Source organism: Chamaesiphon sp. (assembly GCF_041738855.1).
GTDB lineage: Bacteria > Cyanobacteriota > Cyanobacteriia > Cyanobacteriales > Chamaesiphonaceae > Chamaesiphon.
The window spans coordinates 1-24,151 of sequence record NZ_JBGSPA010000208.1 but is presented as its reverse complement, the minus strand read 5'-3'; the positions used below and the strand labels follow the sequence as shown (position 1 = coordinate 24,151).

The window sequence follows — 24,151 nt, the reverse complement described above, 5'->3', positions numbered from 1 at the left end:
TACGGTTCGGTTAGCTAGTTAGGTAGCGGTTGAAACCGCCGCTAGTGATGCAAAGTCCGCCTTCGCGGACTGACAATATCTAAGAAAATGGACTTAACCGAACCGTATTGAGAGAGCTATGACTTTTCGATCTGTATTAGCTCCTCATCACTAAAGGAATGAAAATCTTTGTGGCAAGTGATACTAATATATTTATTTGCTGAAGATGCTTAGCGGTCTGGTTACTTTTCGATCGCAATCGAGCGACTAACATAACTCTCGTTAGCAGATAAAGTAAATTATTAAATCCTCATATCGATAGATGTTTTCTGCTTTTGAACCGATCCTGAGAATTAGGAATTAGGAATTAGGAATTAGGAATTAGGAATTAGGAATTAGGAATTAGGAATTAGGAATTAGGAACCGCGCTAGATACAGCGATCGGCTACTGAGGGATTTAGAGAGATTTTTGCGCTATAAGATTTCTGTAAGTATCTTATATTTCATTAAAGCAATACCCTTCAAAATACCCTAGGTATTTATACTTGTTGCGACTATCACAAATTTTATTAAAAAAATGAGATTAATAGCCCGTACCAGTTATCAGTATTTTAACACTAGATGAGCAAACAAAATTTAGAATTCTCATTCGATCCTCACGACTTCCTCACATTTATTTGCTTTAATGCTGGTAACCAAAGCTAGAGCGGATCTGAAAGTATTTTAATAATCGATCGACAAAAGAAAATAGCCGCAGACAATATCTGCGGCGATCGACACTTAGTAGAAATTTAGCAAACTTAAATATGCCCCGTCCGTTGACCTGTCACAACTGTCGTTTTTTTCAACCTGATGGTCACTATCACGGTAGTTGTAGCCAGCTCGATATTACCGTTGAGGGTGAATGGATCGCTTGCCAGTTGAGTTTGCCAGCATTCGATCGCATCAGCTCGGATCTGTCTGAAACCACTTCAGGACAGCTAGATCGCCAAAATTGGCGATCGGGTAACACGATCGCTCGACTGATAGCTCAACTCCAGATTGAAGCGATGGAGTGACATGCTAGTGTTGCCAATTTGAGAAATATTTCGCTATTTCTACGCTCTCAGCTCCCCCAATTCCCCACTCTAGTGCCTGCATACCCCGATCCATTAACACCTCAGTGCTTTGTGAAGTTAGGGCACTGTCAGGCGATCGCATCCACTCGATAAACAATTAAATAATTATGAATATCTCTGAACTCTTGGCTAGTGGACTCTATTTATTGGGACGGGCTTGGTGGGTGGAAGTTTTGACAGCCGTGCCCAAATGTACTTACTACTTTGGCCCATTTGCCAATGCTCACGAGGCAGCCTTAGCGGTTGTGGGATATGTCGAAGACTTGGAGGGCGAATCAGCCCAAGGTATCCAGACGCATGTACGACGGCTGAAACCGTCGCAACTGACGATCGATGATGAATATGACAATTTGGGCGCGGGGATTCAATAACTTAACATCAGAATACTTGCAGGTTGGGTTTCACATTCGGTCAACCCAACCTACAAGTATTCGATATCGTACATACCCGCCCTCCCCACTAGCGGCGGTTTTATTCGGATGTTCCCTCCGCATAAAAAAACCGACAAGACAGAAGATCTCAAATGGGTTTTATCAGGGGGGTTGAGGGGTAAGCCCCGATCGATCGAGTGGCAATCGCCATCACCCGATCGCGCCTCAGATCGTCGCCTCAGCGGGTCGTAGCCGCTCGATCCCTTGCTTGACGATAGTTTGGAGGTAAGCGGCGCGTTGGTTGGCTTGGAAGACCTGCTGAAGAGTGCTCCCCAAGCGATCGAGATTCCAGGCGCGGGCTGGTTCGGGAGCGACGAGATCTTGCGCTGCGAGGTATTCAACTAGGGTCAACCCAGCAATCCGCGTCAGATAAGCCGCGCTCAATCCTTGTACCAGTCCCCCAGCGACAAAGGTTGCCGCATTGGTCTTGAGCAAGCCGCTGACTGTCTGGGTACAGACTTCGACCAAGCCCAGTTTGAGCATGACGCTACCCATCGCCCCAGCGGCGGCTTGAGCGTGTGCGAGCGAGAATTTCTGCTGATAAATCGCACCGAGATCGACAACCATTTGGGCATTCACTGCTGCTGTCGCGAGCAGATCCAATGCGGGGACGGGGTTGGCAAATGCAGCCGCACCGACGATCCACTGATTTTGGTCGATGAGTGGCAGTGCGCGATCGCGTCGGGCACTATTGAGCGCGGTTTTGGCAGCAGTTTGGACTGTGGCAATTTGACGATAAGTATTCGCCCAGACTAGTTTTTCGCTGTCATTGGCGAGGATCTGCGTCAGTTGATGATTGAGGCTGTCGATCTCGACAGGTGGTGTTTCCAGCGTTTCTAGTATGGTGCCATCTACTTGGATTTGGCGAACTTTTAGCGGTGTCGGTGCAGTACTAGCGGTGAGGATATCTGTAGGGGCGATTGTCCCTGCGACGATCGATTGGAGTTTGTGCAGGATGAGGCTGCGTTCTTCAGGCAGATAGCGATCGGCTTGATTGAATACCAATAATACCCGCTGTTGAGCTTGATGGAGGGTGGCGAGATATTTGTATTCAGTGGCGGTGAGGTCGCCATTGGTGAGAAAGATAACTAGATCGGCATTGAGTGCGACTCGCTCGGCGGTAGCGGTGGCTACGTCACTATTAGCACCACTAGTAAACAAAGCTGGTGTCTCAATGTATCTGAGTGCGGTGGCTGAGGGGACTGGCGCGGTGGTGAGTAGCTGCATCAAACTACTTTTACCAACTTTTTGACCGCCAGTAATGGCGATCTGGCGATCGGTTCGCGTCAAATTGCTCTGAGCTTGGGTAAGTTGTTGCTGTAATCCCTCGCGCTCAAAACTAGGACATTCGATCGCTAGTTGAGTGATGACCACTTCTACCTGGCTCAGGACGCGATCGAGTGTCACCCGATCGATCTCTACCTTGCCTGCTGCTCCTTGCGGCTGACGATCGCGCTGACTATACCACCAATACCCACCCCCAGCGGCGAGTGTGCCTACCGTCACCAAGTCGCCCACGCCAGACAGGCTGTGAGCGACACTATCCAAACCCCACAAACCCAGTGTTAACCCAATCCCGCCAATCAAAAGTGGACGTTGCAATCGCACAGTCATAGATGCTCCCGTCAGTTCAATGCTAAAGAGTCACAATTAGTTCTAGCCTACCCGATCTAGTCGGCTAAAAGTTAGGTGAGATACCGATCTTTATGCAACCGCAATATGCGTGATTACCGACATCTTGCACCAATATATAGCCATCCTAAATGACAAGCTAGGTTGATGTAGGGTGTGTTAGGCGACAGCCGTAACGCACCAGTATTTGATATAGCAATAGCCAAGATCGTTAGGACATTTTTTCAATTAGTCCGCGTAGGCGGACTTTGCATTCTGAGCGGCGATTTCAATCGCTGTTCCGTCCTAACAGCCTTGGCGGTTGCTATACTATCGATGGTTTACTTGGATCTAATTAATTCGATCGTGATTTTGCCCCCAAAATCGGGAATTGGTGCTCCAGGCTTGTGTAACTTTAGCTCGACTTGTTGCACCATGTCGAAACTCAGGACTGTAGCGATAATTGTCTCGGCGAGTTTTTCAACTAGATCGAATTTGGATGTGGCAATGATGTCTTTGACAGCAGTAATCACACTCCGATAATCGAGTGTGTCCTCAATCCGATCGCTCTGACCTGCTGCGGTCAAATCCAGCCCCATGCGGAGATCGACTTCAAACCATTGCCCTAAAAATCGCTCCTCTGGTAGATATCCCGTGTAACCGTAGCAACGAATCCCTGTTAGTTGAATCACGTCCATAAATTAGCGATATCATCTTGATACATATTTAAACTTTTTTGTCAAGTTTTCAAAACTTACTCCATCTTTACGCACATCAATATATGCGCCGACACGGCAGAGCCTGGGTATTGCCATCGCCACCGCCACGGCTACCGTATAGACACAAGTCTGTTGGACTAGTGCTGTGACAAACCTGATGTCAATTAATTCCAGGCCAATTGCCTTGACTGATTTCGTTCCAGACTTCATCGATCGGCGTACCGGAAGTTGCTGGTCGATCGAGATCCTGAAGATTGATAAATTCGGTAGTGCTATGAAACATGCCATTATCTTCAAAATCTAGCAACTCATGCTCGGAAAAATCTAGCCCTAAGTCGGCTAAATCCAGTTCCATCGTGCCATTGGGTATTCTGATCCCGCGATCGCTATTAGCGATATCGAAGTCAAAGGCGATCTCATCAAAGCCACCGCTATTTGGCGCACTCGGGTCGCTAAGATGATGTTCTAGCTCCAAGGTCGTATCTGCATGTGGAGCCAAGTTGGTGACAGCTTCGTGCAACTCTGGTGCAGCGGTAGCTGCGACGGCAATACCGCCCACTGCGGCGATTCCGGCGACGGGGATTGCCGCTAGGATGTCAACGGGATGATTGTCATGCTGAGGTGCAGGACTAGTGGTATCTGTGGGACTAAAGTATTCGGCAACGGGGATGGTAGTCGCCCGATCCTGATGCAGAGCTGGATCTATGGCTGTGGCGGCGATCTCATCAGCGGCATTGGTAGTAGCGGCTGGACTGGGGGTGGCTGGCGGCGGAGCGATCGCTTGTCCGATTTGGGACGGCGCAGTTGCTGCGGCGGGAATGCTACTGGCAGCACTATGAGCAGGTGGGTGCGGTAGATCTGGACAAAATTCTAGAGATAGCCTAATTCGACCTTTTTGCCAGCCATTGGAGCCAAATCTCAGTGCCTCGCAATCGATCCCGCGATCGCTAAACCAGCCATTGTTTTCTTCAGTCCAATTCTCGATCGCTTTTTCCAAATGAGCTTTAATCGCCGCGCTGAGTTCGCCTACTCTAAAGGTACGATGTCCACTGAGCACCTGCGTTTCGTGTTGAACTGAGATAACTTCTCCATGTTCCAATGACTCAAAGCGATCGGTCATAATACTCTCCAATAGTTGGACTAAATATCTAGATGTTGAGCTAGCTGGCGATCGGCAAAAACCCCGATCGCTAACATCATATTACAAGAACCAGCCGTAACTATGTAATCCCTTGCCGAGCAGATTGACCCCCAAGTAGCAAATCCACACCACGACAAAGCCGACAGCCGCCAAAATTGCTGGCTTGCGTCCTTGCCAGCCCTTGGTAATCCGCGAATGCAGATAAGCCGCAAATACCAACCACAGAATCAACGCCCAAGTTTCTTTGGGGTCCCAGCTCCAATAAGAACCCCAAGCTTCATTTGCCCAGACGCCACCAGCAATAATCCCAATTGTCAACAATGGAAATCCCAAACCGATGACGCGGTAGCTGATATTGTCCAATGTATCTGCTAGACTCAGCCGCTGCGGTGTGAGAGTTGCCGTGGCAGTAGTAGTTGTGGGCAGTGTTAATACGGCAGTTGTGCCTAGAGCCGATTTACCGTTGGTATAGCTGGCTGATGCCAACATCGTCACGGGTGAGACAGCAGTAGCGGCAGCAGTTTGAGTCGCTAGACTACTCGTCAAGCGATAACCGTTACCACCAAAAGAGCTACCACGCAACTCGATCTCCCGACCGCGAGTGACAAATAAAAAGGCGATCGCGAGTACAGAACCCACCAACAAGGTCGCATAAGATAGCATCATCACACTGACGTGCATCATCAACCAGTTGGACTTGAGCGCGGGTACCAATGGTGCTGATGCCTGCATATCATCCGGTAGTTTCAATGCGGCAAATGCGGTAATCAGCATCGCCACAGGCGCAGTGACGACTCCCACTAGGGCACTGCGACTGATGGATTCTGCAAATAGGTGGATAGCAGTGACACCCCAAGCCAAGAAGAACAGCGACTCATAAAGATTGCTGAGTGGGAAATAACCCGCTTCGATCCAGCGCGCGCTGAGTAAGGTTGCCATGCACAGATTGGCGACTGCCATCCCCGTAGTCCCCAAGTTGGGTAAGAAGGGGATGCTAGGGAAAGCAGCACCGACCCAATAAATCAGCATCGTCAGTAGCAAGATTCCGAAGGAGAGGTTGTCCAGTTGATTCTGGAGCGAGATTAAGTTCATATAGCAGCTCGTAGATAGTAGTTTTAGATAGATATGCCAATAGATAAACTAATCTTGCCAATCTGGAATCACCCACACTGGGGGAGCCGTCAATTTTTTACGTCGCGCCTCCTCGGCTAGTTCGTGCATTTTGTCCAAGGAAGTTTCGCTAATAAATTTGGAGGCTGACTGGACATGAGCTTGACTTTGACAGCGATCGGGTCGAATGCACCCACTCACACAAACTTCACTACAGTTAATCGTACTAGTTTCCACTGTCTCTAAAAAAATTTTAAATGTGATTAATATTTTAGCTCAAGTGACTGGTAGGGGGTAGAGGGTAGGGGTGTTATTGGGGAGTTCGGGGGTAAAACTATCCGATCCGTTCGCGTAGCATCTGCCTTCGCAGAAGTCTAGCCAACTTGTAAAATCGCTACTACAACTAAAAAGTCAGGAGTCAGTCTTCAAAACTGGCTCCTGACTGTTCAGATCTCAAATTATCGACTTGAAATTGACATATAGCAAGCCGCTGTCTGTCTTGTCGCGCTATACCTGGAGGGAACCTCCAGAGCGCGCGCCGCAACTGTCAACTGTCAACTATCAACTATCAACGATCTAACGCTTATTTTGAAAACCTGACAACCAATCCCGCAGTTGTTCGGAAGCGACATCGCGTCCACCCAGACCGAAGGAAATCGCCAACGCCACTGCAACGGCACCGAGCAGGAGACCAAAAGCTAAGTTGACGATACTAGCGGCAATCCCCATTTGTTGTAATGCCATCGCGCCAACAAAGATGATAATTGCCAATCGGGCAGCTTGTCCGAGAACTTGTGACTGTTGAGTACCAGAACTGCTGACTACTCTTTGGGCAAGATTTGCCAAGTATAAACCGATCGCAAATACTACCACTCCAGAGAGGATCTGACCAGAAATGAGCAACAATCCATCTACGAGTTGATTGAGTGATGGTATCCCCAAGACTTCAGTAGCAGCAACGGTTGCAACCAACATTACACCAATCCGTACTACCAATCCAGCCACCTCGGAGGGCGTCTGTTTGGTACTGCTGGTAGGTACGATCTCGCTACCGCTCACTGGCGTCACTGGCGTCGCAGTAGTGGCATCATGCAGCGCATTGAGTCCTAGCGCACGGAAGATATTGTTGAAGCCCAATCCGCTGAGGAGATTGCTCACCAACTCACCAATGAACTGACTTACCACATAAGCGATCGCTAAAATCGCCGCTGCGGTGAGAATTTGGGGAATCGTATCCAACACTCGTTGGAGCATGGAAGTGGCTGGGCCAGAAATCGCTGGGATCTGAAGTGCATCTAAGGCGGCTACTGCCGTCGGAATCAGCACCATCAAGTACACAACCGTACCCAATAGCCCCGAAAGCGATTGACCTGGAGCAGCTCTATTCAAGCCGATTTTGGCAGCCAATCGCTCAGTCCCAGCCGCAGCGAGTAGATTGGTCACCAGCTCGCGAACGATGCGGGCTACAAACCAACCTACCAGAGCGATCAAACCTGCCTTGAAGATATTTGGCAGCGCACTGAGAATATCATTGAGCAGATTCTGAACGGGTGCTAATGGCCCTCTCAAGTCGAGGACATCGAGGATCAGGGGTAGGAAAAATAAGAAAACAAACCAGTAGAGGGCATTGCCTAATGTCTCACTGGGTAAAACTTGATTTTCGCCGACTGCCAACCGCCGTGACATCGCTGGCATCAAAGTTCCTGCCGTACGAATGACGATCGCCTTAACAGCAGTCGCAATCAGCCAAGCTACCGCCGCCAATGCAGCCGCTGAAGCCAATTTTGGCACGAATGCTAGAACTTGATTGAGGACATTATTGAGTGGTTGAGCGACCACAGTGAGGTTGAGCGCATTGAGAAAACCCAATACGGCAAATAGAAAAATCAACCAGAATACAATGTCCCCGATCAGTTTTTCCGAGTTCATGCTCGATCCAGTCGAGCTACCACTCGCCCAGCCCACCAATCGATTGTCTAGATCTGTCCGTTTGAGTATATTCCTAACGACTGATGACACGATCAGTGCGACGATCCACCCGACAAATAGCGTAACTACCGCACCGATTAAATTTGGTAAAAAAGATCCGAGCGTACCACTAGTCTGTCTGACAAAATTTTCAACCCCAGTTGTTGAAAAATTTGGATTGATATTTGGTACGACTGTTGGTGCTGCAACTTGAGCGAGTAGCCAATTTTCAGCAATAAGCTGACTAGTTCCAGGTAACGTACTGATGAGTTGCCAAGTTTCGTTCATATTCTTGCTATGTAAATTGTGAATCCACGGACTAAGTGTGAGGCAAAAAACCAGCTAGCACTCTGTGCGGCTCATTTCAATTGGGAGCAGTTTAGGTCTAGCACACACCATGTTCCGGCAGCGATCGATCGCGATCGACCGCCGCTTGACAAATGTTCCAAATATTCGCAGTTTAGGACTTTGGAGTGGCGATCGCTAGTATCCTCAAGATTGGCTAAATTGTGTTGAAATATACCGATTTTTAGATCTTGCTACCAACTACGAATTGAGGTTGAAGATTCTTCAACTTCTCATCGACTTGGCAGTTTCAAACAATTGAATCAGTCTCGGTTCATCTAACCAAAAGTATACAGCGATCGGCACATAGAATCGATCGACAACGATCGTCAAAGCTAGGCATTTTCTACTCTTTAGGAATCGATCGATTAGAATACAACGGTAGCTTATCATGCTTCATCAGTAATGGCATCCATCGAAAGCAGTAGATTTAACAATTGTTATCCCAAATCTATTGACTTAGATGAGTAGTCCGATCCCACTGTGCAAAACTTGACGATCGACCCATTTAATCTCGTTGACTTTGCTTGAATAATTGATACATTTCTGGTAATCGATTGACGATCGCCGCAGTTTTGAGCCAGAGTTTATGGGAAATTGCCGGATAGCCAGAGACAATCTCGCCTGGTTCGACATTGCGATGAATCCCCGTTTTGGACGTAGCAATCGATCGATCGCCGATCGTAACTTGATTGGCGACCCCAACTTGCCCAGCCAGTAAAACGCGGTCGCCAACCTTGACCCCGCCAGCCAAACCAACTTGAGCCGCGATCGCACAATTGGAGCCGATCTGACAACCATGTCCGATATGCACCAAGTTGTCTAGCTTGGTATCGCGACCGATCCGCGTCTCACCCACGGCAGGTCGATCGACCGTACTATTGCAGCCGATCTCCACCCCATCCTCCAAGACCGTACAACCAGCCTGTTCCATCTTGAACCAGCCCGTTGCCGTCGGTACGAATCCAAAGCCCTCTGAGCCGATCGCTGCCCCACTATGGATGACACAATCAGCCCCGAGCCGCACGCGTTCGTGAATAGTGCAATTGGCGTGGAGAATCGTGCGATCGCCGATCTGAACATCAGGATAAATAACTACATTGGGATGGATCGTCACATTACTACCGAGCTTGACCCCAGCTTGAATGACGACATGGGCACCGATCGCCACATTCTTACCCAGTTCGACATCTGGTGCGACGATTGCACTCGGATGCACTCCCAGTGGGAGCTGGAACGGTTGATAAAATAACTTGATGACTTGGGCAAACAACAAGCGCGGCTCACTAGCAGCCAGCCAAGCAATCTCGCGCTCGGTTGCTTGGGCTTGGATCGCCGCATTCATCGGCAAAATCAAGGCACTCGCCGCCGTACTCCCGACAAATTTGGCAAACTTATCCCCTTCGATGTAACTAATCGTCCCAGCAGCGGCTGTCTCGATCGGTGCCAAGCCAGTTAAGATTGGGTTGAGGTGGCTGGCTGTCCCCAGACTACTAGCGGCGATCGCCGACCCTAGTTGGATTGTCAGTTCGCTAAATTGCACCATAAATTTGAGGATAGAGATTATTCAGTGTCAGACCAAGTTGGGCTACTACTCAAAATGTTATTACCATCTGTCGCCATCGCGATCGCCATCAACTACTTTGGCAAAAGTCTGACCCCATCCCCCACCACCAGTATCGTCCTGACAGCAGTATTCTTGCCATCTACGGCGATCGCACTTGTGCTTTGGTGGCAAGGTAGGCGATCGTGAGGGTGGATGGTGGATGGTGGATGGTGAACGATCGAATAACTTCCAACTAAAATCTAGAATGGAGCGAACGCCGCACTAAGCAACCCACCAGCCATCCATACGCAGGGGAGTTTGAGGGGCGGCGTCCCGCCTCTCAACGGGGGGTCTGGGGGTCGGTACCCCCAGATCCGGGTTCTGCCCACACCTGTAGAACTCGCAACCCACAAATTCTCTCCGTCTGCCGATTCGCTTGTTACCAGCAGTTAAGCATGATGTAACCCTAAAGCCTAAAACCCAAAGCCTAAACCCAATTCATGAGAACATAGAAAACAACCCTCAAGAGTAATCTAAATTTAGACAGTGCGTAAAGTTATTATTGCTGGTAATTGGAAAATGTATAAAACTCAAGGCGAAGCCACCGAGTTTTTGACAGAATTTATTTCTCAAATTGATGATGCTCCCGAAGATCGGGAAGTAGTTTTGTGCGTGCCATTTACAGATTTGACGATCGTCAATAAAAGCCTGCATGGTAATCGAATTCGGCTGGGTGCCCAAAACGTACATTGGGAAGACTGCGGCGCATATACAGGCGAGATTTCTGCCAGTATGTTGACCGAAATGGGCGTCAGATACGTCATCATCGGTCATAGCGAACGGCGTCAATACTTTGGGGAGACTGACGAGACAGTCAACCTACGACTCAAAGCCGCTCAACATCATGGGTTGATTCCGATTCTCTGCGTGGGCGAGACCAAACAACAACGAGATGCAGGGGAAACCGAGCAGATTATCGCCGCCCAGTTGGCGCGAGATCTGGTCGGGATCGACCAAGAGCGGCTGGTAATCGCCTACGAGCCAATTTGGGCGATCGGTACTGGCGAGACGTGCGAAGTCACTGAAGCCTGTCGCGTCATCGGGCTGATCCGCGCTCAGTTGACCAATCCCCATGTCACCATTCAGTACGGCGGCTCAGTCAAACCGAGCAATATCGACGAAATTATGGCTCAACCCCAGATTGATGGTGTATTAGTCGGTGGCGCGAGTCTTGCTCCTAGTGATTTTGCTGGAATTGTTAATTATAAATAGTCTCAACTGGGCGTAACGATCGATGAGTCAATCCGAACAGATCGGCACCGAAAGCGGTACAATCGACTCAAATCATCTACCGTTAACTTCAAACGATAGGGCAAATGCCTGAAAGAGCTATCAATCCGAAAAATGCCACAGGTTTTCTGCTAATTCTCATCCCAGCAGCACTAGCGATGTCCGCGCTGTTTGTAGCGTGGCCGTTCATCTTGGGGATGACGGTACTCATCGCTGGTGGCAACATGTGGCAAAGCTATGAATGGTCGAAGACGACTCGATCGATCGACCCCGTATTTCAACAACTGATCGTCCAAAATCGCGGCGAAATCACCCCGCTCGATCTGGCTCTCACCGCCAAAATTTCTGGGGCTGTCTCCAATCGGTATTTAGCTGCTAGGGCTAGTGAATTTGGCACTAGTAGTCGCAGAAGTCCCGACGGTGCTCCAGTCTACTATTTTATTTCCCATACCACTCTGGGCAGGATTTTTGACGATAGTGAGCTGGAGACGCCACCGCCAAAAATCATGCCAGCGACAACTCCAGTCGTGGCATTTGTGCCCACTCCGGCAACTCCTGAAGTATTACTACCGCTAGAAGCTACTCCATCTGTCGCTAATTTAGCAACAGCAATGCCAGTTTCAGCCGATCTCAGCCCCGACTCAGCAGTGCGATCGATTCCCGTAACGGTTGAAGCGATCGCGCCGCCAACTCAAATAGTAGCTCCAGCAACTCCAGTAATGGCTGAGTCGATCGCGCCGCCAATGCTGGAACTCGACCACCAAGCAGCAGCACAGCTCGATCCAGCTAACGATGTGACGCCACCGACAGACACCCCAGTAGTGACGATTATCCAGTCCGAACTAGCCAAGCGATTGGATGTTCATCCCAGCACTGTCTACAAACGTCGGAGCGAACCAAATTTTATCGACTGGACGCGCAACCGCGATCCTGAAGGCTTAGCTTGGGGATATCTGGAGGCAACTAAAGAGTATTATCGAGTTGATAGTTAGGTGTTCATAGTGGTTCAAAGCTACATCAACGTAGCAATTTAAGCCACAGTCCGAGCAGCTCAATCTTTAGCACTGCTTTGACATCGATCGCTCAACAATGTCTGTAATGATTTAGCAACATTACAGACATTTTTTATGGAAATTTGTTAATAACTGAGCTACCAAAACAGACTAGCGTGGAGGTTGTTTCGAGAGAGCTTTTAGTCGGTGGATCGAAAGTAGCCAAATCCTTATCACAGTGCTGCTTTCGGTCTGGGACTAGCAAATCTAAATGCAAATCTTAACCTATTGTTAACCAGAAAGCACTCATGATTGACCTATGCTCAATAGTAATTAAACACTGAACTAATCCCGATCTAATCTCAGTACTTGCAGATGCGTTGTAGGCTGCAACATCTTCAAGATACCCACAAATCAGATCGAACTAACGAATTGAAGCACCTTCAGTCGTGGTTAGTTGAGAGCATAATAAATTTTGAGGAGAAAGTAATCATGAACGGTAAACAATTAAATAAATTGACACTACTCAATCGAGACTCTGCTACTGGCGCAAAGCTCACTAGGTCGAATCGAGCAATTTGGGCACCGATTGCCCTGATGCTCGGGCTGAGTATATCTGCGTGTACTCCCACGAGTCCTGATGTGGCTGCTCCACCAGCAGGTGCGCCGACACCAGCAGCATCTGGAGCTGCACCTGCTGCTGGTGGGGCAAGTGCCTCCCTCAGTGGTGCGGGAGCATCATTCCCCGCACCTGTGTATCAGCGGTGGTTTAATGACTACAACAAAGCCAATCCTGGCACTCAGATCAGTTATCAATCTGTTGGTAGTGGGGCTGGCGTCGAGCAATTTTTGGCGGGTACGGTAGATTTTGGTGCGACAGATGCGCCATTAACCGCTGAAGAGCGCGCTAAGTTCAAGGCGAAATATAATGCCGAACCAATTCAGGTGCCGATGACTGGTGGCAGTGTCGTCTTTGCATACAACCTGACTGATGTCAAAGATCTCAAACTGTCTCGCGCTGCCTACTGTGGGATTGCCGCAGGTAAGATTACTAAATGGAACGATCCAGCGATCGCTAAAGCCAACCCAGGGGCTAAACTACCCGACCAAACTATTCAATTCGTTCATCGTTCGGATGGCAGTGGTACCACTTTTCAGTTCACAACTCACCTCAAAGCGGCTTGTGGATCTACCTGGACTGCGGGTGCCAACAAGTCCGTATCGTGGCCAGTCGGTACTGGTGCTAAAGGTAATGAAGGTATCGCAGCACAGCTCCAACAAACACCTAATTCGATCGGGTATGTGGAGTATGCTTACGGCAAGCAGACTAGTTTAGCCATGGCGGCGATCGAAAATAAATCAGGTCAAATCATCGCTCCATCTCCAGAAGCAGGTGCCGAAGCATTTGCTGGTCAAAAAATACCAGCCGATCTCGCCCTCACAGTTCCCGATCCTACCAACCCAAAAGCTTATCCCATTTCTGGTCTGACTTGGCTGTTACTGTATCCTCAGTCCAAAGATGCTGCCAAGCAAACAGCATTGAAATCAGTGATTGACTGGTCGTTGACGACAGGCAAAGCTACAGCCACCGAGTTGGGCTATGTACCTCTAGAGGATGGATTGGTAGCCAAGGTCAAAGAAGAACTCACCAAAGCCAAATAGACTTTTATGACTGTACAACCTTCAGATCCCAAGGAGTTATCACTCCTAGACGCATCGACTAGATTCAATGTAGTCCGAGCGATCGACCAGAATTTCCGACGATTAACTCTGGGGCTGGCGATTTCAGTGGGTTTGATTCTAATTTGGATCGCCTACTCACTTCTAGTTATCGCCTTACCAGCGATTCAAGCGTTCGGGCTGGGATTTTTGTTCGATAGTACTTGGGATCCAGTCAAGAATATCTACGGCGCACTGCCTCACATCTACGGTACTGTGATGAGTTCCATCCTGGCACTGATATTTGCAGTACCGCTGGGTGTGGGCGTGGCGATTTTCTTGACGGAGAACTTTTTGAAGCAAAATATTCTCCAACCGATCGCGTTTACGATCGAACTACTCGCAGCCGTACCGAGTGTAGTCTACGGCTTGTGGGGTTTGTTTGTATTCCTACCAGCGATCAAACCGCTCTTACAGGGACTCAATCGGAGTTTCGGTTGGATTCCCTTTTTCTCGACCGAGCCAGGGGGAAGGCAGTTGTTTGGGGCATCCTTGGTACTGGCAATCATGATTCTCCCGACGATCATTGCGATTTCTCGCGATACGTTGACATCCCTCCCGCCAAAACTTCGTCAAGGAGCTTATGGCTTGGGCGCGACGCGGTGGGAAACCATCACGCGGGTGCTACTCCCCGCTGCACTTTCAGGGATTATTGGGTCGATCATGCTGGCATTGGGACGAGCATTGGGCGAGACGATGGCACTGACGATGCTAGTTGGCAATGCCAATAAGGTGAATGTGTCTTGGCTATCTCCGGCTTCGACGCTCGCTTCGTTGATTGCCAACCAGTTTGGCGAAGCCAGTGGTCTTCAGAAGTCATCACTATTCTATGAAGCTCTGATTCTGATGGTTTTGACGCTGCTCGTGAACGTATTGGCGCAAGCACTTGTCAGTCGCTTTCAGCAGGTGGAGTAAGTTAGTTAAAAGCTGAAAATTAGGACTGCTGTCTTGAAAAGGTGCTTCACTTGGGCAAAGCCCAAGAACGCACTTTTCGCTAAACCGTCGGGGAACAAAGGCGGGCGCGCATCCGCTAAAAACTAAAGCCTAAAACCTAAACTATGACTCCCTTATCCTCTGAATTACCTGCTCAATCCAATCCCAATGGCAACGAGTTTGCTGTGTCTCCCAATCGTCAGTTATTTGGGAAAGTGATGACTGGACTGGTGTTTGCCTGTGTAGCGATCGCGATTATTCCTCTAGCTTCGATTCTGTTCATGGTCATCGTCAATGGACTGGGAAGTCTTTCACCAGCGGTATTTACCGATCTACCCCCAGCGGCGGGCATCCAGGGTGGCGGGTTTAGAAACGCGATCGTTGGGACTCTGCTCACCTGCCTGATCGGTGCTATCATCAGTATACCTTTTGGTGTATTAACAGCGATTTACACCGTTGAATTCGCTCAGGGTAACTGGATTTCTCAGTTCGTACGCTTTTGTACCAATGTACTTAGCGGCGTACCGTCTATTATTGCTGGACTGTTTGCTTACGGGATTATCGTCCTACTAACAGGTGGCTTCTCGGCAGTGGCTGGCGGTGTCGCACTATCAGTGTTGATGTTGCCGACGATTATTCGTACGGCGGAAGAAGGACTTAAATCTGTCCCTAAAGCGACTCGGCTAGCGTCAATAGGCGTCGGTGCTACTAACTTTGAGACTGTATCACAGATTGTTTTGCCAGCATCACTACCTTTTATCGCCACTGGTGTGACACTCGCGATCGCTAGAGCGGCTGGAGAGACAGCTCCACTGCTGTTTACAGCTTTATTCAACCAATATGATATCAAAGGACTGTGGGAGCCTACAGCCACCCTATCAGTACTGATCTATAACTTTGCAATTTCTCCATACAAGAATCAACAACAATTAGCTTGGGTAGCTGCATTGCTGATTTTGGTGATGATTTTAGGAATCAGTATCATCGCTCGGGTTGTCTCTCGCCGCAAGGTTTACTAATTCCAAAATTGAGCTGGGGTAGCGGTGTTGCCGATCGTCAGCATGATGCTAGCAACCGAGATCGCTGCTGAGATCGGCTCTGTTCGATCGATTTACTGAATTTTCGGATTGTGGTGGATGTATTTGAGAAGGTGGGGGAATGCTGTGTAAAGCCGCGATAAATTTATGTAACAATAGATACATTTAAGCATCGATCTTAGCGGCGATGCCGATGAGCCAAGCCAACACCACAATCATTTAGCAAGCAACTAAATTGGGAGCTATTTTTCAGTTCGAGCCTTATTGTGTCCTTCATCTCTTAATTTTATGGCAGCTCTAACGGACAAAGATATCGTTATTAAGACCGATAATGTTTCAATTTTCTACGGTGCGTTCCAAGCGGTGCGGAATGTCTACTTGGATATTCCCAAGAATAATGTCGTGTCATTTATCGGCCCTTCGGGTTGTGGCAAGAGTACGCTACTACGTTGCTATAACCGCCTCAATGACTTGATTCCCAGTGCCAAAGTTCAAGGTCAAATCACCTATCGGGGTACCAACCTCTACGATGCCAAAATCGATCCGGTAGAAGTCCGGCGACGCATTGGGATGGTATTTCAACAACCAAACCCTTTCCCCAAATCGATCTATGAAAATGTAGCCTTTGGGTTGCGAATTGCTGGCTTCAAAGGCAATATCGACGAGCGGGTCGAGCAATCGCTGCGTAAAGCGGCTCTCTGGGAGGAAGTGAAAGATAAGCTGCAACAAAGCGGTTTGTCGCTCTCTGGCGGTCAACAACAGCGGCTGTGTATCGCTCGGACGATCGCGATCGAGCCTGAAGTGATCTTGATGGATGAGCCATGTTCTGCACTCGACCCGATCTCGACCGTCCAGATCGAGAATCTGATCCACGAGCTAAAGGATCGGTTTACCATCATCATCGTCACTCACAATATGCAGCAAGCCGCTCGGGTATCAGACAAGACGGCTTTTTTTAATGCCGAAGCTGGCGAGGGTGGTAGTCGGTTTGGCTACTTGGTGGAATACGACGATACGCGCACTATTTTTGGTTCTCCCAAGGAGGAGCGCACTCAAGAATATATCAGCGGTCGATTTGGGTAGATTCGCAGTTGGTAGGGTGTGCGATCGCGGAGTGTGAAAAATGCCTACGATTGTGTCTTTTCTCGCTGTCTTGTCGTTTTTTTATTCGGCGGCGTTTTATGCGGGGGTTCCCCCCGCATAAAAAACGCCAAGACGGGGGAACCCCCGAATAAAAAAGCCGCTAAACCCTCGGGGAACCCGAGGAACGCGAGCCGCAAATCGTGGCTGATGATGCAAAGTCCGCCTACGCGGACTAAATCTATTAGTCCGCGTAGGCGGACTTTGCATCACTAGCGGAGACTTTAGTCTCTAGCTAACTCTGCAACCCAAACTGAATAACTAGTCCACCCAATATCCCTTTAAAAATCTGGCAAAACCATCTAAGGTGAGAATCATATCCCCAGCTCTTGACGCATCTGTCGCGATCGATCGTGCCACAGGTCGAGCGCGCGGCTATTTATCATCTACTGCTGACTGAAACGATGGCATTTTCTGCACTGATTCGCACCCTCGAACGCTCCCAACTCGCGGCTGAACTGCTCTCCAAGCTCGACCAACAGCGGATGTTGCATTTGAGTGGATTGCCGCGACTGCCAAAAGGACTGGTGGCTTCAGCACTGGCACAGGGATCGCAGCAACATCTGGTGGTAGTGACTGCCACGGTAGAAGAAGGTGGCAGATGGGCGGCTCAACTAGAGGCGATGGGCTGGAAAACTGTCCATTTCTATCCAACGACCGAATCATCGCCCTACGGGGCTGCTAGCACCGAATCCGAGCTGATTTGGGGACAGATGCAGGGGTTGGCAGAGGTGCAATCTTTGAGATCGCTAGTTGGGGAGGAAACGGGCGGACGTGCCAATGAAGTGGCGATCGTCTGTACTGCGCTGGCTCTTCAGCCCCATTTACCATCACCAGCAGAGTTTGCAGCGCGATGTTTGACGCTGCGAGTGGGTGATGAGGGGGATGTCGATCGACTCGGTACGCAGTTGGTATATTTGGGCTATGAGCGAGTCCCGTTGGTAGAAGTAGAGGGACAATGGAGTCGGCGCGGGGATATTATTGATATTTTTCCGGTGGCGGCGGAGTTGCCAGTGCGGTTGGAGTGGTTTGGCGATGAGCTAGATAAATTGCGCGAATTCGATCCGAGTACCCAACGTTCTTTGGATAAGATTGCAAGTTTGACGCTGACGCCAGTCAATTTTGGGACGATTTTTGGTGAAGATGACACGCAAGAGCGTTATTCACTCTTAGATTATTTACCAGACAATTGTTTAGTAACGATCGATGAGTTCGATCGTACGCAAGCTCATAACGATCGCTGGTGGGAGTATATGCAGGAGGAATGGGAAATATTGCCCGCAGGTACACTTATTCGACATCAACAGTTTGATACTAGTATTACTAAAATTAGCGACAGGTTTGCTTATCTCCGATTGGATGAGTTAGCAGTGACTGGAGAAGGATTAAATCTCGCCTGTCGATCGATTCCCACAATTCCCCATCAGTTTGCCAAAATTGCCGATACTTTACGCGGTTATCATAAGCAAAGTTATTCAAGTTGGCTGGTATCCGCTCAACCATCGCGATCGGCATCACTATTACAAGAGCATGATTGTCCCGCGCAATTTGTCCCCAACCCGCGCGACTTTCCGGCGATCGATAAACTCCAGATTCAGCATACGACTGTCGCGATCAAGTACTCAGGTATCGCTGAATTAGAAGGATTTATTCTGCCCACATTTCGGATGGTATTAGTTACCGATCGCGAGTTTTTTGGGCAGCAATCTTTAGCGAGTTTTAGTTATACTCGCAAACGCCGTCAGGCGGTATCCAAACAAGTCGATCCCAATAAGCTGCGCCCAGGTGATTATGTGGTGCATCGCAATCACGGATTGGGAAGATTTATCAAGTTTGAAAGCATTCAGACAGATGATATTACGCGTGACTATCTGACGATTCAGTATGCTGATGGTTCGCTCAAAGTCGCCGCAGATCAATTGGGTGTATTGTCACGGTTTCGGCAAGCAGCAGGTGCCAAACCAGAATTAAATAAATTATCGGGGCAAGCCTGGGAAAAAACCAAGGCAAAAGTCAAGAAGTCGATCAAGAAGCTAGCATTTGACTTGCTGAAACTGTATGCCGAGCGATCGCAAAAGGAAGGTTTTTCCTTTCCACCCGATGCACCGTGGCAACAAGAATTAGAAGACTCATTTCGCTACCAACCAACACCCGATCAATTGAAATCGACTCAAGATGTCAAGCGCGATATGGAAAGCGATCGACCGATGGATCGATTGGTTTGTGGCGATGTCGGCTTTGGTAAAACTGAAGTAGCAATCAGAGCGATCTTTAAAGCTGTGACTGCCAATAAGCAGGTAATATTTCTCGCACCGACAACGATCTTAACTCAGCAACATTATCACACTCTCAAAGAGCGATTTGCACCCTATCCCATTAATGTCGGATTGCTCAATCGCTTCCGCACAGCCGAAGAACGTAAAAGTATTTTAGCACGTCTGAAGACTGGAGAGTTGGATATTGTAATCGGAACTCATCAACTATTGAGTAAAGAGTTGAAGTTTAAAGATTTAGGATTATTAGTTATCGATGAAGAACAACGATTTGGAGTAAATCAAAAAGAAAAAATCAAGACGCTCAAAAGTCAAATTGACGTACTAACTCTCTCCGCAACTCCGATTCCACGTACGCTCTATATGTCACTGTCTGGCGTCCGAGAAATGAGCCTAATTACCACACCACCACCATCACGGCGACCGATCGATACTCATTTGTCACCGTACAAGATCGAAGCTGTCGAAACCGCAATCCGGCAAGAACTCGATCGCGGTGGACAGATATTTTATGTAGTGCCCAGAATTGAAGGAATTGAAGAAACGGCTGCCAAAATACATGAAGTAATTCCATCTTGTCGGATTGCGATCGCTCATGGGCAAATGGATGAGTCGGAACTAGAATCAACGATGTTGACGTTTAGTAATGGCGATGCTGACTTACTAGTATGTACGACGATTATTGAGTCGGGTTTGGATATTCCCCGCGTCAATACGATCTTGGTTGAAGATGCTCATCGGTTTGGATTGTCGCAATTGTACCAACTGCGGGGACGCGTTGGACGTGCGGGGATTCAAGCTCATGCGTGGTTGTTTTTCCCCAAAGAGTCAACCTTAACCGAGACAGCTAGACAGCGACTGAAAGCGATTCAGGAGTTCACCCAGTTGGGATCTGGTTATCAACTAGCAACCCGCGATATGGAGATTCGTGGTGTGGGCAATCTGTTGGGTGCAGAACAATCGGGACAGATGGATGTCATCGGGTTTGACTTGTATATGGAAATGTTGCAAGAAGCAATCAAAGAGATTCGCGGACAGGAAATACCGCAAGTAGATGATACCCAAATCGATCTCAAAGTCACAGCGATGATTCCTGCTGATTATATCTCCGATCTAGAGCAAAAAATGAGTGCCTATCGATCGGTAGCCGCCGCTGATACCAAACAAGAACTCACCAATATTGCCGCCGAATGGCACGATCGCTATGGCGAAATTCCCAAGCCAGCCGTCCAATTATTCCGCATTGTCGAACTAAAACAAATTGCCAAACAACTCGGTTTTAGTCGCATCCGTCCCGATGGCAAACAACACGTTATTCTGGAAACGCCAATGGCGGAACCAGCCTGGAATTTACTCGCCGAATATCTCACCGATAGTAGTCGATCGCGCTATATCTATAGTACTGGTAAAGTCACCGCCAGAGGTCTAGGTGTATTGCGCCCCAACGAACAGGTAGAAACCCTCATCAATACTTTAAGTAAAATGCAAGGGGTATTGATGGCGAGTAGCTCGACTTGATGTAGGGTGTGTTAGGCGACAGCCGTAACGCACCACAATCGATACCAAAGGATCTGATTGAGGATTGCTACAGGTACGACTATCGACGGTAAATACTACCGTAATAACACGCCACCAAGACCGATCGCACAGCGGATAATTGAAGTAGTCAAGTGCCATCATTCCCCCCACGATCGTGCCACAACCGCCAGATCCATCATCCACACCGCCACCATCGACTAGCTCCACCGATCGATCCGCATCAAAGTCAGCCCTAAATATCTGGACGGATCGCCTCAAAGCAGGGTGGGAGGAGGCTACAGCACGAGCGATGCAAGTTTTGCCTGTCGATAAAGCCGCGCAAACAGTTGGGAAGTGGTTTAGTGTTGATGATGCTCAGATCGCCGAGATTTTAGCTAGTGTTCGATCGCAATTACCCACCACTGAAGCTTTACTGATTGGCAAACCCCAAGCAGGCAAAAGTTCGATCGTCCGGGGATTGACAGGGGTATCTGCCGAAATTGTCGGACAGGGATTTCGCCCCCATACCCAATCCACCACCCGCTACAATTATCCGTCCAGCGAGTTGCCGCTATTAGTATTTACCGATACCGTCGGCTTGGGTGATATCGATCGCGATACCCAGAGCCTGATCCAAGAACTCATCGGCGATCTCGAAGCCGAAACCACGCGTCCGCGCATCATCATTTTGACAGTCAAAATCACTGATTTTGCGATCGATACATTGCGCCAAATCGCTAGCGAATTACGTCAAAAATATCCGCAGATCCCGTGTTTACTAGCAGTCACTTGTCTGCACGAACTTTATCCAGCCACCCAAACCGATCATTCCCCACAGTTGAATAGTGTCGAATCGATCGATCGCGCCTTTACAGCCATCCAGCAGGCGTTTGTAGGGCTATGCGATCGAGCGGTGGCAATCGACTTCACTCTACCCGAAGATGGCTACACGCCCGAATTTTATGGCTTGGAGACGATGCGCGCCAACCTCGCCGATCTGCTACCTGAAGCCGAAGCTAGAGCCATGTCTCAACTGCTGGGTGCGGGGACAGCCGCTAGCGATTTAGATGGCGACAAACTCGGCAATATCTATCGGGATGTCGCTCGTCGCTATATTTTACCCTTTGCGATCGCGGCAGGAACTGTCGCCGCCATTCCCCTTCCCTTTGCCGATCTGCCCGTGCTGACTGCCATTCAAGTCTCGATGGTGGGACTACTGGGCAAATTATATGGGCAAACATTGACTCGATCGCAAGCTGGGGGCGTAGTCAGTGCGATCGCTGGTGGTTTTGTCGCGCAATTAGTAGCCCGACAGTTGATTAAATTTATCCCTGGCTTTGGCAGCGTCATTTCTGCTTCGTGGGCTGCTGCTTACACTCTGGCATTAGGCGAAAGTGCTTGTGTTTATTTTGGCGATCTGATGGGTGGCAAAAACCCCGATCCACAACAAATCCAAGCAGTGATGGCTACCGCTTTTACCAGCGCAAAAGAGCGATTTAAATAACGTTGGTTGCTCCAGCCGGAGGTCTTTTGTGTGGTTAGTTAAACAGTTGAGAGTTGACAGTTGCGGATGCAATCACGCGGAGGATACCTGGCGCATGTGTTGCACCAAGCAGACAGTTGACAGTTGACAGCGAAGTTTTTTCTGGTAGGGGATTTAAACCCCTGCGCTTTGTTCACCAAGATTATTAATAATAATTCTTAATAACTACAAAAAAATCGGATGATGAGAGTATACTCATCGATCCGACTTACCGATCCTTAATTTTTAGAGAGGAGAACACCAAACCAATGACTAGTTACAATCCCCATCCAGTCCGAAAACTGAATGTAACATCTACGAGCCAGTCATCAACGATCGCTAATTGGATCTACTGCTGATGACTGGTTGCTTGTTACCAGTAAATTTGAGTGATATCAATTACTATACAGGTAATGAGAATTTATGTCAATATTTTTTGAGAATAGCTAGCAGTAATTTTGGGAACATAGTCCCAATCTCTAATATTTATCCGTATCGCCATCTCTAAGTCACCATCGCTCCAAACTGGCAGCATCGCTATCAATACTTCTCGTTTAAGAACTGCTAGCGACTGAAGTCGCCGCTAGTGACGCAAAGTCCGCCTACGCGGACTAATTAGTTTTTAGATTAACCGAGAAGTATTGGCATCGCTATCCCCTCTGAGATCGCACTATCTATTCCTCCTGCTCTCTGCTGGTGAGCGTGGACGATTGCCTAACTGTCCACTCGATCTCCATTAAAAATTAATTAGGGATTAGATTAAGAATATCTAACGCTAGCAGCTATGAACTCAAATCCCACTCCAGATCGATTCAGCCGCAATCGATCGATTCTAGCCTTACTATTGGTAGTGCCGCTGTCGAGCATCGGGGCGATCTCATCAACGGTTGTTGCTCTTGGCGCAATCGGGCAAGCAATCGCGCTCGGCTGTGGGATCGGGATGTTGATATTGCCGATCGGGTGGCAGCTAGTTATCGATCGCCAACCGTTAAAATGGAGATGGTCTCAGCGGGATGGGTTGCTAGCTGGCACGATCTTAGGCGGGATGATGTTTGGGCTAATTCTTGCCAGTTATTGGTTTGCGGGCAGATATTGGTTAGATATTGCCGATATTAGAGCTAGAGTCAGCCAGATGGGTATGAATGTGCCGTTGATGGTGTTTGGGTTTGGGACTTTTCAGACGCTCATCAATTCATTCATTGAGGAGTATGGCTGGCGATGGTTTGTCTATCGTCACTGCCAAATAATCTGGTCGAAAACTTGGGCGGTATGGATTTCTGCTGGCTTGTTTACGCTCCATCACATTATCTTGCTGGCTGCTTACTGTGATGATTGGCGGTTGGTAGCTGTGGGTGCGGTTGCTGTATTCATCGCTGGCGGACTGTGGGCGAGATGTATGCAGATCTACCAATCTTTATTGCCGAGTTATATCAGTCATCTAGCAGCAGATCTGGCTTTGCAGATGGTGAGTTGGCACATATTGTTGGGCTAGGGTAAGATCGCCATCAATCGCCCACATACCAAAAATCTGCCCGAGCGAGTAATGAGTACTCTCCGAACAGATTTATAGTCTTAAATATTTTAGACAGTCAGGAACTAAGTGCGGAATCTGCGCTTGTTCTGTCTGTGTCTAGCGATCGCTTTGCGCTTACGCTTCTCAATTGGAGTTTCAAAGTGTCTGTGCTTCCGCATATCTGGAAAAATCCCCGCTTTGGAGACTTCTCGCTTGAATCGGCGTAGCACTGACTCAATGCCTTCA

At 48.6% G+C, this 24,151-nt stretch carries 22 protein-coding genes; 14 read left to right on the top strand and 8 right to left on the bottom strand.

What is annotated here, in order from left to right:
- The first annotated feature begins 785 nt into the window (after positions 1–785).
- Entirely contained in the window at positions 786–1,037 is a 252-nt protein-coding gene (locus ACEW9I_RS23290; protein WP_373542714.1) for a hypothetical protein, read from the top strand.
- 167 nt (positions 1,038–1,204) lie between these two features.
- On the top strand, positions 1,205–1,468 hold the full coding sequence (locus ACEW9I_RS23285) for a DUF1816 domain-containing protein (RefSeq protein ID WP_373542713.1): 264 nt from the start codon (positions 1,205–1,207) through the stop codon (positions 1,466–1,468).
- A 225-nt stretch (positions 1,469–1,693) separates the two neighbouring features.
- Here ACEW9I_RS23285 and ACEW9I_RS23280 read toward each other — a convergent pair whose 3' ends face one another.
- The 6 genes from ACEW9I_RS23280 to ACEW9I_RS23255 all read right to left on the bottom strand — a co-directional run bounded on the left by ACEW9I_RS23280 (position 1,694) and on the right by ACEW9I_RS23255 (position 8,365).
- Entirely contained in the window at positions 1,694–3,142 is a 1,449-nt protein-coding gene (locus tag ACEW9I_RS23280; RefSeq protein WP_373542712.1) for a DUF697 domain-containing protein, read from the bottom strand.
- A gap of 338 nt (positions 3,143–3,480) precedes the next feature.
- Positions 3,481–3,837, bottom strand: a complete 357-nt coding sequence (gene folB, locus ACEW9I_RS23275; protein ID WP_373542711.1) for a dihydroneopterin aldolase — start codon at positions 3,835–3,837, stop codon at positions 3,481–3,483.
- Positions 3,838–4,018: 181 nt separating this feature from the next.
- Positions 4,019–4,978, bottom strand: coding sequence for a KGK domain-containing protein (locus ACEW9I_RS23270; RefSeq protein WP_373542710.1), 960 nt, complete (start codon positions 4,976–4,978; stop codon positions 4,019–4,021).
- 81 nt (positions 4,979–5,059) lie between these two features.
- Positions 5,060–6,091: a c-type cytochrome biogenesis protein CcsB gene (gene ccsB, locus ACEW9I_RS23265; protein WP_373542709.1), complete on the bottom strand. Its 1,032-nt coding sequence runs from the start codon at positions 6,089–6,091 to the stop codon at positions 5,060–5,062.
- A 48-nt stretch (positions 6,092–6,139) separates the two neighbouring features.
- Positions 6,140–6,346, bottom strand: coding sequence for a hypothetical protein (locus ACEW9I_RS23260; RefSeq protein WP_373542708.1), 207 nt, complete (start codon positions 6,344–6,346; stop codon positions 6,140–6,142).
- A 339-nt stretch (positions 6,347–6,685) separates the two neighbouring features.
- On the bottom strand, positions 6,686–8,365 hold the full coding sequence (locus ACEW9I_RS23255; RefSeq protein ID WP_373542707.1) for a mechanosensitive ion channel: 1,680 nt from the start codon (positions 8,363–8,365) through the stop codon (positions 6,686–6,688).
- A gap of 64 nt (positions 8,366–8,429) precedes the next feature.
- On the opposite strand from ACEW9I_RS23255, the gene ACEW9I_RS23250 reads away from it, so the two are divergent.
- Positions 8,430–8,564 carry a hypothetical protein gene (locus ACEW9I_RS23250; RefSeq protein WP_373542706.1) on the top strand — a complete coding sequence of 45 codons (135 nt, stop codon included), beginning with the start codon at positions 8,430–8,432 and terminating at the stop codon, positions 8,562–8,564.
- Positions 8,565–8,930: 366 nt separating this feature from the next.
- Here the strand turns inward: ACEW9I_RS23250 and lpxD are convergent, their stop codons facing one another.
- Positions 8,931–9,965 carry a UDP-3-O-(3-hydroxymyristoyl)glucosamine N-acyltransferase gene (gene lpxD, locus ACEW9I_RS23245; protein ID WP_373542738.1) on the bottom strand — a complete coding sequence of 345 codons (1,035 nt, stop codon included), beginning with the start codon at positions 9,963–9,965 and terminating at the stop codon, positions 8,931–8,933.
- Between the two features lie 27 nt (positions 9,966–9,992).
- On the opposite strand from lpxD, the gene ACEW9I_RS23240 reads away from it, so the two are divergent.
- The 11 genes from ACEW9I_RS23240 to ACEW9I_RS23190 all read left to right on the top strand — a co-directional run bounded on the left by ACEW9I_RS23240 (position 9,993) and on the right by ACEW9I_RS23190 (position 23,884).
- On the top strand, positions 9,993–10,175 hold the full coding sequence (locus tag ACEW9I_RS23240; protein WP_373542705.1) for a hypothetical protein: 183 nt from the start codon (positions 9,993–9,995) through the stop codon (positions 10,173–10,175).
- 339 nt (positions 10,176–10,514) lie between these two features.
- Entirely contained in the window at positions 10,515–11,240 is a 726-nt protein-coding gene (tpiA, locus tag ACEW9I_RS23235) for a triose-phosphate isomerase (RefSeq protein WP_373542704.1), read from the top strand.
- 104 nt (positions 11,241–11,344) lie between these two features.
- On the top strand, positions 11,345–12,250 hold the full coding sequence (locus ACEW9I_RS23230) for a hypothetical protein (RefSeq protein ID WP_373542703.1): 906 nt from the start codon (positions 11,345–11,347) through the stop codon (positions 12,248–12,250).
- A 597-nt stretch (positions 12,251–12,847) separates the two neighbouring features.
- Entirely contained in the window at positions 12,848–13,912 is a 1,065-nt protein-coding gene (gene pstS, locus ACEW9I_RS23225) for a phosphate ABC transporter substrate-binding protein PstS (RefSeq protein WP_373542737.1), read from the top strand.
- 6 nt (positions 13,913–13,918) lie between these two features.
- Positions 13,919–14,884 carry a phosphate ABC transporter permease subunit PstC gene (pstC, locus tag ACEW9I_RS23220; protein WP_373542702.1) on the top strand — a complete coding sequence of 322 codons (966 nt, stop codon included), beginning with the start codon at positions 13,919–13,921 and terminating at the stop codon, positions 14,882–14,884.
- A 143-nt stretch (positions 14,885–15,027) separates the two neighbouring features.
- Positions 15,028–15,921, top strand: coding sequence for a phosphate ABC transporter permease PstA (gene pstA / locus ACEW9I_RS23215; protein ID WP_373542701.1), 894 nt, complete (start codon positions 15,028–15,030; stop codon positions 15,919–15,921).
- 306 nt (positions 15,922–16,227) lie between these two features.
- Positions 16,228–17,022, top strand: a complete 795-nt coding sequence (pstB, locus tag ACEW9I_RS23210) for a phosphate ABC transporter ATP-binding protein PstB (RefSeq protein WP_373542700.1) — start codon at positions 16,228–16,230, stop codon at positions 17,020–17,022.
- Positions 17,023–17,483: 461 nt separating this feature from the next.
- The gene (gene mfd, locus ACEW9I_RS23205) at positions 17,484–20,870 is read left to right on the top strand and encodes a transcription-repair coupling factor (protein WP_373542736.1); all 3,387 of its coding nucleotides are present in this window, start codon (positions 17,484–17,486) and stop codon (positions 20,868–20,870) included.
- Positions 20,871–20,927: 57 nt separating this feature from the next.
- Positions 20,928–21,092 (top strand): hypothetical protein, encoded by a 165-nt coding sequence (locus tag ACEW9I_RS23200; RefSeq protein WP_373542699.1) that lies wholly within the window; start codon positions 20,928–20,930, stop codon positions 21,090–21,092.
- On the top strand, positions 21,046–22,374 hold the full coding sequence (locus ACEW9I_RS23195; protein ID WP_373542698.1) for a YcjF family protein: 1,329 nt from the start codon (positions 21,046–21,048) through the stop codon (positions 22,372–22,374). Before ACEW9I_RS23200 ends, ACEW9I_RS23195 begins: the two co-directional genes overlap by 47 nt.
- A gap of 802 nt (positions 22,375–23,176) precedes the next feature.
- Positions 23,177–23,884, top strand: coding sequence for a CPBP family intramembrane glutamic endopeptidase (locus ACEW9I_RS23190; protein ID WP_373542697.1), 708 nt, complete (start codon positions 23,177–23,179; stop codon positions 23,882–23,884).
- A 104-nt stretch (positions 23,885–23,988) separates the two neighbouring features.
- Here the strand turns inward: ACEW9I_RS23190 and rpsU are convergent.
- Positions 23,989–24,151, bottom strand: a 163-nt coding sequence (gene rpsU, locus ACEW9I_RS23185) for a 30S ribosomal protein S21 (RefSeq protein WP_373542735.1), incomplete at its 5' end; no start/stop codon positions are given.

Coding starts and splice junctions, on each gene's coding strand:
- ACEW9I_RS23290 (WP_373542714.1), top strand. CDS start 786: ATGCCCCGTCCGTTGACCTGTCACAACTGTCGTTTTTTTCAACCTGAT.
- ACEW9I_RS23285 (WP_373542713.1), top strand. CDS start 1,205: ATGAATATCTCTGAACTCTTGGCTAGTGGACTCTATTTATTGGGACGG.
- ACEW9I_RS23280 (WP_373542712.1), bottom strand. CDS start 3,142: ATGACTGTGCGATTGCAACGTCCACTTTTGATTGGCGGGATTGGGTTA.
- folB (WP_373542711.1), bottom strand. CDS start 3,837: ATGGACGTGATTCAACTAACAGGGATTCGTTGCTACGGTTACACGGGA.
- ACEW9I_RS23270 (WP_373542710.1), bottom strand. CDS start 4,978: ATGACCGATCGCTTTGAGTCATTGGAACATGGAGAAGTTATCTCAGTT.
- ccsB (WP_373542709.1), bottom strand. CDS start 6,091: ATGAACTTAATCTCGCTCCAGAATCAACTGGACAACCTCTCCTTCGGA.
- ACEW9I_RS23255 (WP_373542707.1), bottom strand. CDS start 8,365: ATGAACGAAACTTGGCAACTCATCAGTACGTTACCTGGAACTAGTCAG.
- ACEW9I_RS23230 (WP_373542703.1), top strand. CDS start 11,345: ATGCCTGAAAGAGCTATCAATCCGAAAAATGCCACAGGTTTTCTGCTA.
- pstS (WP_373542737.1), top strand. CDS start 12,848: ATGCTCGGGCTGAGTATATCTGCGTGTACTCCCACGAGTCCTGATGTG.
- pstC (WP_373542702.1), top strand. CDS start 13,919: ATGACTGTACAACCTTCAGATCCCAAGGAGTTATCACTCCTAGACGCA.
- pstA (WP_373542701.1), top strand. CDS start 15,028: ATGACTCCCTTATCCTCTGAATTACCTGCTCAATCCAATCCCAATGGC.
- pstB (WP_373542700.1), top strand. CDS start 16,228: ATGGCAGCTCTAACGGACAAAGATATCGTTATTAAGACCGATAATGTT.
- mfd (WP_373542736.1), top strand. CDS start 17,484: ATGGCATTTTCTGCACTGATTCGCACCCTCGAACGCTCCCAACTCGCG.
- ACEW9I_RS23190 (WP_373542697.1), top strand. CDS start 23,177: ATGAACTCAAATCCCACTCCAGATCGATTCAGCCGCAATCGATCGATT.